Genomic DNA, 9,038 nt, shown 5'->3' on the forward strand with positions numbered 1-9,038 from the left:
GCCCTCCTATATGGAAAGCTCCTCAACGCTCTTGTCGCGCCTCTTGGCCACGGCCTCGCGGCTTTCCAGCCTGGAGAGCCCTTCGATGGTTGCCTTGATGACGTTGTGGGGGTTGTTGGAGCCCATGCACTTGGTGAGTATGTTGTGGATGCCGACGGCTTCCACCACTGCCCGGACCGCACCGCCCGCGATGATTCCGGTTCCGGGGGAGGCGGGCTTCAGAAGAACCCTGCCTGCGCCGAAATGGCCCAGAATTTCGCTGGGGATGGTGTTGTTGACCACGGGCACGCGGATCATTGCACGCTTTGCGGCTTCAACGCCCTTCCTTATGGCTTCGGGGACTTCCCCGGCCTTCCCCAGGCCGAATCCCACGCTGCCTTCCCCGTCCCCCACAACCACAACGGCTGAGAACGAGAAGCGGCGTCCGCCCTTGACCACCTTGGCCACGCGGCTTATATGCACGACCTTGTCGATATAATTCTTTTCATTTGCGCTTGGCTTCAAGTTAGCGTCTCCTTGCTTCAGAAATCTAGTCCGCCTTCGCGTGCACCGGCGGAAATGGCCTTTATACGGCCATGATACAGGAATCCGTTGCGGTCAAAGACCACCTTGGACACGCCTTTTTCAAGAGCACGCCGGGCGACGAGTTTTCCCACGTACTCGGCTGCGGCCACCTTGTTTTCAAACTTTTCGTGGTCGCGCACTTCCTTGTCCAGGGTGGAGGCGGAAACCAGGGTCCGGCCTTCGGTGTCCAGCACAACCTGGGCGTAAACGTGCCGGGCGCTGCGAAATACGGATAGCCTGGGGCGCTCGGAGGTGCCTTCGATGTTCTTCCGCACCCTCTTCTTGCGCTTGGCATGGGCGACGATGTTATCCTTGACCTTACCCATGACTTATTTTCCCTTTCCGCCTGTTTTTCCAGCCTTGCGCATGATCTTCTCCGTGGAATACTTGATTCCCTTGCCCTTGTAAGGTTCGGGCGGACGAAGCCTGCGAATGGCCGATGCGGTCTGTCCCAAAAGTTCCTTGTCGATCCCGGTGAGCGTGATGGCGTTCTTCTTGTCCACCGTGGCGGATATCCCATCGGGAAGCGGGAACTGGATGGGATGCGAAAAACCCAGGGCGAGGGACAGAGTGGTCCCGGAAACTTCGGCCTTGTAGCCTATTCCGTTGACCTCAAGAATCCTTTCAAAGCCCTGGCTCACGCCCGTCACCATGTTGGCCACAAGCGCGCGGGTCAGGCCGTGCAGCGCGCGGGTTTCGCGTCCGGGATCCCTTGGGCGGACGACTATGAAATCGCCTTCCACCGCCACATCCACGTTGGGATGAAGGTCCCGCGCAAGCGTTCCCTTTGCGCCCTTGACCGTGATAAGAGCCCCGTCAATGCTGACGGTGGTCTTCACCGGTATGCTTATGGGTTTCTTGCCTATCCGGGACAGTTTTTCCGGAATATCTGTCGGTTTGTCATCAACCGGGGACATGTCGCCTCCTTAACGCGGCAGCGGGTACGGTTCTTTCCGTTGAAAACCGCCACGCCGCCTTAACCGTGGGTGTCTGGAAAGTCAGATCACCAGACCTTGCACACGAGTTCTCCGCCCACGTTTTTCCTGCGGGCATCCTTGTCGCTCATCACCCCGCTGGACGTGGTCAGGATGGCGGTGCCCAATCCGTTCAGAACGGGCTTGACGGCATCGCGCCCCACGTACACCCGCCGACCGGGCTTGGATATGCGCACGATTGACTTCAGTGCGGGCGTCTGGGTTCCGCTGTACTTGAGATAAACCCGCAGCACGCCCTGCTTGCCGTCGGCGGTGACCTTGTAATTCTTGATATAACCTTCGTCCTTCAGAACCCGCGCAATCTCAACCTTCACAAGGGAGGCCGGTATGTCTACCTTTGAGAAACGGGCTTTGGAGCCGTTTCTGATGCGCGTGAGCATGTCGGCGATGGGATCCGTGATTGCCATATTGCACTCCATCTAAACGGAAAATTCCGAAGGCGTTATCCTACCAGGATGACTTAGTAACGCCAGGCAGGTCGCCCTTGGATGCCAGGGTCCGGAAGCAGATCCTGCAGACGCCAAACTGGCGCATGAACGCCCTGGGCCTGCCGCACAAGGGGCAACGGTTGTAGGCCCTGACCGCAAATTTTGGTTTGCGGGCCGCTTTCGCCTTTAAGGATTTCTTAGCCAAAACCCTCTTCCTTTCGTTTCTTTACCCTAAAATATGTCACAGCCCAGGCTTCTACTTGCGGAAGGGCATTCCCAGAAGCTCCAGGAGCTTTCTGCCTTCCGCGTCGGTTTCGGCGGTGGTGACTATGGCAATGTTGAGACCCCGGACTTTTTCGATCTTATCGTAATCGATTTCGGGGAAAATTATCTGCTCGCGGATGCCCAGGGCGTAATTTCCCCTGCCGTCAAAGGCTTTTGCGGAAACGCCGCGAAAGTCGCGCACACGGGGAAGGGCCACGTTCACCAGCTTGTTCAGAAAATCGTACATCCGGTCCCGCCTGAGGGTCACCATGAGTCCGATGGGCATTCCCTGGCGGATCTTGAAGGCCGCGATGGATTTCTTGGCCTTGGTCACCACTGGCTTCTGCCCGGCGATCTGGGTGAGTTCCACCATGGCCGCGTCTATCACCTTGACGTTGGCCACCGCTTCACCGAGGCCCATGTTCAAGACGATGCGGCTAAGCTTGGGAATCTGCATCCTGTTCTTATAGCCGAACTCTTCCGCAAGCTTGGGGGCCGTTTCAGTTTCGTACACCTTCTTCAAGTACGACATTTTTTAAAACCTTTCGCCCCGTTACTTGGAGTCCAAATGCTCGCCGCATTTCGCACAGGCACGCACCTTGACCTTCTTGCCGTTTTCCTGGCTTTCCAGCACCTTGTAGCGCACACGGACGGCCTGGGTGCACTTGCCGCAGAGAACCATTACGTTGGAAGCATTGATGGGGGCTTCCTTCTCTATGATTCCGCCCTGGCGCATGGCCCCTCCCGGTTTCTGGTGGCGCTTGACCTTGTTGAGATTCTCAACGATCACGCTCCCCTTGTCCGTGAGCACCTTCATCACCGTACCAATCTTGCCCTTCTGGTTTCCGGCGATGACCTTGACCTTGTCGCCCTTTTTTATGGGACCTGTTTCGTTTGCCATAACACCCTCTTATAAGGAACGCCGCAGATCAGAGAACTTCCGGCGCCAAGGAAACGATCTTCATGAAACGCTTGGCCCTGAGCTCGCGGGCCACGGGGCCGAAAATACGCGTTCCGATGGGCTCCCTTGCCTGGTTGATCAAAACGGCCGAGTTGTCGTCAAAACGGATGTAGCTTCCGTCGATGCGGCGCACTTCTTTTTTCGTGCGCACAACCACGGCCTTCATGACGTCGCCCTTTTTGACCTTGGAGTTCGGAATGGCCTCCTTCACCGACACCACTATGATGTCGCCAAGGGTGGCGTACCGCCTCTGGGACCCGCCCAGAACCTTTATGCACTGCACCGCCTTGGCGCCCGAATTGTCCGCCACGGTGAGCTTCGATTGCATCTGGATCATGAAACGCCCCCTTTCCTACACCGCCTTTTGGACGATCCCGGATACGCGCCAGCGCTTGGTCCGGGATAGGGGGCGCGATTCGGTAATCAGCACCCTGTCTCCAGTTTTGCAGGCGTTTTGCTCGTCATGGGCCGAATAACGTTTACGGCGGCGCACGTATTTCTTGTAGTCGGGATGCAGCACCGTGCGCTCAATCAGCACCACAACGGTCTTATCCATCTTGTCGCTGACCACCGTGCCGATCAACCTTTTTTTGGATCCGCGCTCTTTCATGTCACGCCTTCTTTTCAGCCTCGTTCAAGGACGCCCCTTGCGCGGACTTCTCCTTGAGTATGGTTTGAAGCCTGGCCAGGTCACGGCGTTGCTGCCTCAACTTCATGGGGCTCTCCAGCTGGCCTGTGGCATGCTGGAACCTCAGATTGAAAAGGGCGTGGTACGCATCCGCAACCTTGGCCTGGATTTCCGACGCAGTCAGGGACCTGATTTCCTTGGCTTTCATCACATCCTACTCCGAGCAACTATTTTGGTCCTGATGGGAAGCTTGTGCTTGGCCAGAAGCAGGGCTTCCGTGGCCAGCGTTTCGCTCACGCCGTCCATCTCGTAGAGAATCCTGCCGGGCTTGATTATGGCCTGCCAGCCTTCAGGAGCTCCCTTGCCCTTGCCCATGCGGGTTTCAAGAGGCTTTTTGCAAAAGGGCTTGTCCGGGAAAATCCGTATCCAGATTTTTCCGCCCCTCTTGACGTGACGGGTCATGGCGATACGGGCAGCCTCAATCTGCTTGGAGCTGATGGCGCCGCACTCGGTGGCCTGAAGCCCGTATGTTCCGTAATTGAGGTCGCCTCCGCGCCATGCGGTGCCCCTCATTTTTCCTCTTTGCACCTTGCGGTGCTTGACCTTCTTGGGACTTAGCATTGCCTTAGGCCCCTTCTCAGGACGCGGTTTCTAAAAGGACCGCACCCTTATCCAGGATTTCTCCCTTGAAAATGTAAACCTTGATGCCGATTATGCCGTATGTGGTCTTGGCTTCGGCAAACCCGTAGTCGATGTCGGCTCTCAGCGTGTGATGGGGCATTCTGCCTTCACGATACCACTCGCGGCGGGCCATTTCAGCGCCGCCCAGGCGACCGGAGCAGATGACCTTCACTCCCTGGGCCCCGAAACGCATGGCTGAAGTGACGCCGCGTTTCATTGCCCTGCGGAACGCCACCCTGCGAATCAACTGGCCGGCCACGTTCTCGGCCACCATCTGGGCGTCCACCTCGGGTTTGCGCACTTCCTGGACCTCGATATGCACGTCCTGAACCGTGAGCTTTTCCAGGTCCTTTTTCAGAAGCTCGATCTCCGAGCCCTTTTTACCGATGACGATACCCGGCCTTGCGGCGAATATTATCAGCCGGACGCGCTTGGCCGAGCGTTCTATCTCGATCTTGGATATTCCGGCGTGGTTCAGCTTGGCCTTCAAGAAACGGCGTATCCTGAAATCCTCGTGAATATAGGTAGGATACTGCTTCTTGCCGGCAAACCACCTGGAATTCCAGGTCTTGACGATGCCCAGCCTCAATCCGATTGGACTTACCTTCTGGCCCAAAATGGTCCTCCTTTGGTACTAATCTTCCAATATCACCGTTATATGGGCCATGGGCTTCAAAATCCGGTTGGCCCGCCCCTGGGCGCGAGGCCTGAAACGTTTGAGCTTGGGTCCCTGGTTGACGATTATGTTCGCCACCTTGAACTTGTCAACGTCCCCGCCCTGTTGTTCGGCGTTGGCCGCCGCAGACTGAACCACCTTGCCGATTATGGCTGCGGACTTTTGCGGCATGAACTTCAAGGTGTTGATTGCCTTCTCAACCGCGTTTCCCTTAACCACAGCGGCCACCCAGCGGGCCTTCTGCGCCGATACGCGGATGAACCTGGCATGAGCCATTACCTTCATTTCACCCATCCTTCGGCGGGGCCTATTTTTTACCCGACGCCTTTGTCTTTTTATCCCCAGCATGGCCGTAGAAGGTCCGCGTGGGAGAAAACTCGCCAAGTTTATGGCCCACCATGTTTTCCGTAACGAACACGGGGATGAACTTCTTCCCGTTGTTCACGGCTATGGTGAGTCCGACCATTTCAGGCAGGACCGTTGAGCGCCGGGACCAGGTCTTGATCACCTTTTTCGATTGCGTATCCTGGGCCGCGGCCACCTTTTTCACCAGGTGATCGTCAACAAAGGGCCCCTTTTTCAACGACCGCGGCATGGCCGCCTCCGTCTTCTGCTTAAAGGTTCATATGATCCGACAATGTCCCGATTTTTCGCTTCCGTTCCGCCGACCCGAAGGCAGGAAAAAACGCATCGGAACTCCCCCGTTAACTTTCCACGGGGTTCGGGACAGTGAAGACTGCTACTTGCGCTTCTTGACGATGAGGCTGTCAGAAGGCTTCTTTTTCCTGGTCTTGAAGCCCTTGGCGGGCATGCCCCAGGGTGAACACGGGTGCCTGCCGCCGGACGACCGGCCTTCACCGCCGCCCATCGGATGGTCAACCGGGTTCATTGCAACGCCCCTCACCTTGGGCCTTCTGCCGAGCCAGCGTGCCCGGCCAGCCTTGCCCAAGGAAAGGTTTTCGCTTTCGACGTTACCCACCTGACCGATGGTGGCCATGCAGCGGGTGAGCACCAGACGGACTTCACCGGAGGGAAGCCTTACCTGGGCGTAGTCGTTGTCCTTGGCCACGAGCTGGGCGAAGGTCCCGGCGGAACGGACAATCTGGCCGCCCTTTCCGATCTTCAACTCCACGTTGTGAATCAGTGTGCCCAGTGGAATGTTGGACAAGGGCAGCGCGTTTCCCGGCTTGATGTCGGCGGTTGCGCCGCTCATCACCGTATCGCCGACCTTCAGGTTCACCGGGCAGAGGATGTAGCGCTTTTCGCCGTCCGCGTAAAAAAGGAGGGCGAGCCGGGATGAACGGTTGGGATCGTATTCGATGGCTGCGACCCTTGCCGGAATTCCGCTCTTGTTGCGCTTGAAATCCACCATCCTGTAGTGCCGCCTGCTTCCGCCGCCCTTGTGACGCGAGGTTATGCGACCGTAGCAGTTTCTGCCGCCGCTTTTCTTGAGCGGTGTGAGGAGGCCCTTTTCCGGATCCTTTTTGGTGAGTTCCTCGAAATTAGCGAATTCGAAAAACCTTCTGCCCGGAGAGGTGGGTTTGTTCTTTTTGATGGCAGCCATAAGTCCCTTCCTACACTCCGTCGAAGAATTCGATGCTGGCACCCTGCGCCAGTCTTACGACGGCCTTTTTCCAGTCCCTCTTTTTTCCAACGGTGCGTCCCCTACGCTTGACCTTGCCGTTGACGTTCAATGTCTGAACGTCTTTGACCGTGACCTTGAAAATCTTTTCAATCGCGCGGGCGATTTCCACCTTGTTGGCGTCCGGCAACACCTCAAAGACGTACTGGTTGTGGGTGTCTTTCAGCCTGGTGCCCTTTTCCGTGATGAGCGGACGCCTTATAATGGCGTATGCATTCATGCCTCAAACCTCCCCCGGATGCCGTCTATGGCTGCGGCGTCCAGAATCAGGTGGTCGTAACGCAGGATGTCGTACACGTTGAGACCCTCAACCCGCAACACCTTCACGTTCGGTAGGTTTCTGGCGGAGAGCTCCAGGTTTTCGTCCTTGCCGTTCACCACCAGGAGAGCCTTTTTGAGCGCGAGGGCCGAACAGATGGCCGCCACGTCGCGGGTCTTGATGCGCTCCAAAGAGAGGGAATCAATGACCTTGAGCGTCTGATCGACGAGCTTCGAGGAAAGGGCCATCGCCAGAGCCTGGCGGCGGACCTTTTTGGGCACGGTATAGGAGTAGTCCCTGGGATGCGGACCGAAAACCGAGCCGCCGCCCCTCATGATGGGGCTGGAGCGCTCGCCTCTGCGTGCGCGGCCCGATCCCTTCTGCTTCATCTGTTTCTTGCCGGTTGCGTTTACGTCGCTGCGGTTCTTGACCGATGACGTACCGCGCCGGCGGGCGGCCAGCTGGGCCACCACAACTTCATGAAGTATCCAGGGTTTGATCTCGACCGAGAAAACATCGTCGGAAAGCTCTATTTCCGAGACCTTCTCGCCCTGCTTGCTGTAAACATCTGTGAGCGCCATACTAACCTCGCCTCTTTTTCACCAGAACGCGGACTTGGGTTTGCGGACCTCCACGAAGGATGATCCCGATCCCGGAACCGCTCCCTTGACGAGAATCAGGTTTTGTTCCGGACGCACATCCACGATGACGAGGTTGCGGGTGGTCTGCCGCGTGTCTCCGTAATGCCCCGGAAGCCTCTTGCCCTTGACAACCCGGCTCGGCCAGGCCGATGCTCCGATGGAGCCCGGACGCCTGTGATGCATGCAGCCGTGGCTGTCGGGTCCGCCGGCAAATCCGTGGCGCTTCACCGAGCCCTGGAATCCGCGTCCCTTGATTTTACCTGCAATGTCAACCTTCTCGCCTACGGCGAAAATGTCGGCTGTGAGCACCTGGCCCAGGTTGAAGGCCGAAGGATCGAGAACTCCGAATTCCTTCAGCACGCGGAAAAGCTTTCCGCCGCTCTTTGCAAAATGACCCGCCGCAGGCTTGTTAACCCTCTGCTTCTTGGCCTCAAGAAAGCCCACCTGTATGGCGTCGTAGCCATCGGTGGCCTTTGTCTTTATCTGAGTCACCACGCAAGGCCCAACCTGGATCACCGTCACGGGAACATGACGCCCGTCTTCGGCGAAGATGCCCGTCATTCCCAGTTTTTTACCTAAAAGCCCCTTCAACATGGCCTCTCCTCCGGTTTCGCCGGCTTTCCCGAAATACCCAACCGACTCGAACGTCAAACCCGCGTGTTTTTTTCGCCGACAACAAAAAAGGTTTTCGGACGAGGCGGGGAATGGAACCGCTTTTAGACCTTTATCTCCACGTCAACACCGGGGGAGAGGTCCAGCTTCATGAGCGCGTCGACGGTCTGCTGAGTGGGTTCCAGAATATCCAGAAGCCTCTTGTGTGTGCGAACCTCGAACTGCTCCCGGCTCTTCTTGTCTATGTGGGGCGAACGAAGCACGCAGTGCTTGCTTATGCGGGTGGGGAGCGGAATCGGTCCCACAACCTTGGCCCCGGTGTTCCTGGCCGTTTCCACGATATCGCTCGCGGATTGATCCAGGAGCTTGTGGTCGTAAGCCTTAAGCCGGATTCGGATTTTCTCGTTCATCAACATGGCTTTCGTCCTTATGGCTTACGCTATGATCTCGGCAACCACGCCAGCGCCCACGGTGCGTCCGCCTTCGCGGACCGCGAACCGGAGTTCCTTCTCCATGGCGATGGGGGTGATCAGCTCGGCGGTGACGGAAACGTTGTCGCCGGGCATGACCATTTCAACGCCTTCGGGAAGGGTCACGATCCCGGTCACGTCCGTTGTGCGGAAGTAGAACTGGGGGCGGTAACCGTTGAAAAACGGGGTGTGACGCCCGCCTTCTTCCTTGGACAAA

Annotated in this window: 20 protein-coding genes; all 20 read right to left on the reverse strand. The window is 57.4% G+C overall.

The features are described 5' to 3' along the window. Positions 1 to 6: 6 nt before the first annotated feature. Positions 7 to 504: a 30S ribosomal protein S5 gene (gene rpsE, locus HZB23_13630; protein MBI5845697.1), complete on the reverse strand. Its 498-nt coding sequence runs from the start codon at positions 502 to 504 to the stop codon at positions 7 to 9. Positions 505 to 521: 17 nt separating this feature from the next. Then, positions 522 to 890, reverse strand: a complete 369-nt coding sequence (locus HZB23_13635) for a 50S ribosomal protein L18 (protein MBI5845698.1) — start codon at positions 888 to 890, stop codon at positions 522 to 524. Between the two features lie 3 nt (positions 891 to 893). Further along, positions 894 to 1,439 (reverse strand): 50S ribosomal protein L6, encoded by a 546-nt coding sequence (gene rplF, locus HZB23_13640; GenBank protein MBI5845699.1) that lies wholly within the window; start codon positions 1,437 to 1,439, stop codon positions 894 to 896. Positions 1,440 to 1,567: 128 nt separating this feature from the next. Further along, a complete protein-coding gene (gene rpsH / locus HZB23_13645; protein MBI5845700.1) occupies positions 1,568 to 1,966 on the reverse strand; it encodes a 30S ribosomal protein S8 in 399 nt (132 codons plus the stop codon). A 40-nt stretch (positions 1,967 to 2,006) separates the two neighbouring features. Next, positions 2,007 to 2,192, reverse strand: coding sequence for a type Z 30S ribosomal protein S14 (locus tag HZB23_13650; GenBank protein MBI5845701.1), 186 nt, complete (start codon positions 2,190 to 2,192; stop codon positions 2,007 to 2,009). A gap of 51 nt (positions 2,193 to 2,243) precedes the next feature. Then, the gene (gene rplE / locus HZB23_13655; GenBank protein MBI5845702.1) at positions 2,244 to 2,783 is read right to left on the reverse strand and encodes a 50S ribosomal protein L5; all 540 of its coding nucleotides are present in this window, start codon (positions 2,781 to 2,783) and stop codon (positions 2,244 to 2,246) included. 21 nt (positions 2,784 to 2,804) lie between these two features. Continuing rightward, positions 2,805 to 3,152: a 50S ribosomal protein L24 gene (locus HZB23_13660; GenBank protein MBI5845703.1), complete on the reverse strand. Its 348-nt coding sequence runs from the start codon at positions 3,150 to 3,152 to the stop codon at positions 2,805 to 2,807. A gap of 28 nt (positions 3,153 to 3,180) precedes the next feature. Beyond that, complete coding sequence (gene rplN, locus HZB23_13665) at positions 3,181 to 3,549, reverse strand: 50S ribosomal protein L14 (protein MBI5845704.1); 369 nt, start codon at positions 3,547 to 3,549, stop codon at positions 3,181 to 3,183. Between the two features lie 15 nt (positions 3,550 to 3,564). Continuing rightward, a complete protein-coding gene (gene rpsQ, locus HZB23_13670; protein ID MBI5845705.1) occupies positions 3,565 to 3,822 on the reverse strand; it encodes a 30S ribosomal protein S17 in 258 nt (85 codons plus the stop codon). Position 3,823: 1 nt separating this feature from the next. Further along, positions 3,824 to 4,048, reverse strand: coding sequence for a 50S ribosomal protein L29 (rpmC, locus tag HZB23_13675; protein ID MBI5845706.1), 225 nt, complete (start codon positions 4,046 to 4,048; stop codon positions 3,824 to 3,826). Then, on the reverse strand, positions 4,048 to 4,461 hold the full coding sequence (rplP, locus tag HZB23_13680) for a 50S ribosomal protein L16 (protein ID MBI5845707.1): 414 nt from the start codon (positions 4,459 to 4,461) through the stop codon (positions 4,048 to 4,050). The genes rpmC and rplP overlap by 1 nt, the downstream gene beginning before the upstream one ends. A 16-nt stretch (positions 4,462 to 4,477) precedes the next feature. After that, positions 4,478 to 5,137 (reverse strand): 30S ribosomal protein S3, encoded by a 660-nt coding sequence (gene rpsC / locus HZB23_13685; protein ID MBI5845708.1) that lies wholly within the window; start codon positions 5,135 to 5,137, stop codon positions 4,478 to 4,480. An 18-nt stretch (positions 5,138 to 5,155) separates the two neighbouring features. Continuing rightward, positions 5,156 to 5,482 (reverse strand): 50S ribosomal protein L22, encoded by a 327-nt coding sequence (gene rplV / locus HZB23_13690; protein ID MBI5845709.1) that lies wholly within the window; start codon positions 5,480 to 5,482, stop codon positions 5,156 to 5,158. Between the two features lie 22 nt (positions 5,483 to 5,504). After that, complete coding sequence (rpsS, locus tag HZB23_13695; protein MBI5845710.1) at positions 5,505 to 5,792, reverse strand: 30S ribosomal protein S19; 288 nt, start codon at positions 5,790 to 5,792, stop codon at positions 5,505 to 5,507. Between the two features lie 144 nt (positions 5,793 to 5,936). Further along, positions 5,937 to 6,761, reverse strand: a complete 825-nt coding sequence (gene rplB, locus HZB23_13700; protein ID MBI5845711.1) for a 50S ribosomal protein L2 — start codon at positions 6,759 to 6,761, stop codon at positions 5,937 to 5,939. A gap of 10 nt (positions 6,762 to 6,771) precedes the next feature. Further along, entirely contained in the window at positions 6,772 to 7,059 is a 288-nt protein-coding gene (locus HZB23_13705; GenBank protein ID MBI5845712.1) for a 50S ribosomal protein L23, read from the reverse strand. Next, positions 7,056 to 7,679 (reverse strand): 50S ribosomal protein L4, encoded by a 624-nt coding sequence (gene rplD / locus HZB23_13710; GenBank protein ID MBI5845713.1) that lies wholly within the window; start codon positions 7,677 to 7,679, stop codon positions 7,056 to 7,058. Before rplD ends, HZB23_13705 begins: the two co-directional genes overlap by 4 nt. Positions 7,680 to 7,697: 18 nt before the next feature. Continuing rightward, the gene (gene rplC / locus HZB23_13715) at positions 7,698 to 8,333 is read right to left on the reverse strand and encodes a 50S ribosomal protein L3 (protein MBI5845714.1); all 636 of its coding nucleotides are present in this window, start codon (positions 8,331 to 8,333) and stop codon (positions 7,698 to 7,700) included. A 122-nt stretch (positions 8,334 to 8,455) separates the two neighbouring features. Continuing rightward, the gene (gene rpsJ / locus HZB23_13720) at positions 8,456 to 8,764 is read right to left on the reverse strand and encodes a 30S ribosomal protein S10 (protein MBI5845715.1); all 309 of its coding nucleotides are present in this window, start codon (positions 8,762 to 8,764) and stop codon (positions 8,456 to 8,458) included. A gap of 21 nt (positions 8,765 to 8,785) precedes the next feature. Then, on the reverse strand, positions 8,786 to 9,038 hold a 253-nt coding region (gene tuf / locus HZB23_13725), incomplete at its 5' end, for an elongation factor Tu (protein MBI5845716.1).

The organism is Deltaproteobacteria bacterium (assembly GCA_016235345.1).
Classification (GTDB): domain Bacteria; phylum Desulfobacterota; class Desulfobacteria; order Desulfobacterales; family Desulfatibacillaceae; genus JACRLG01.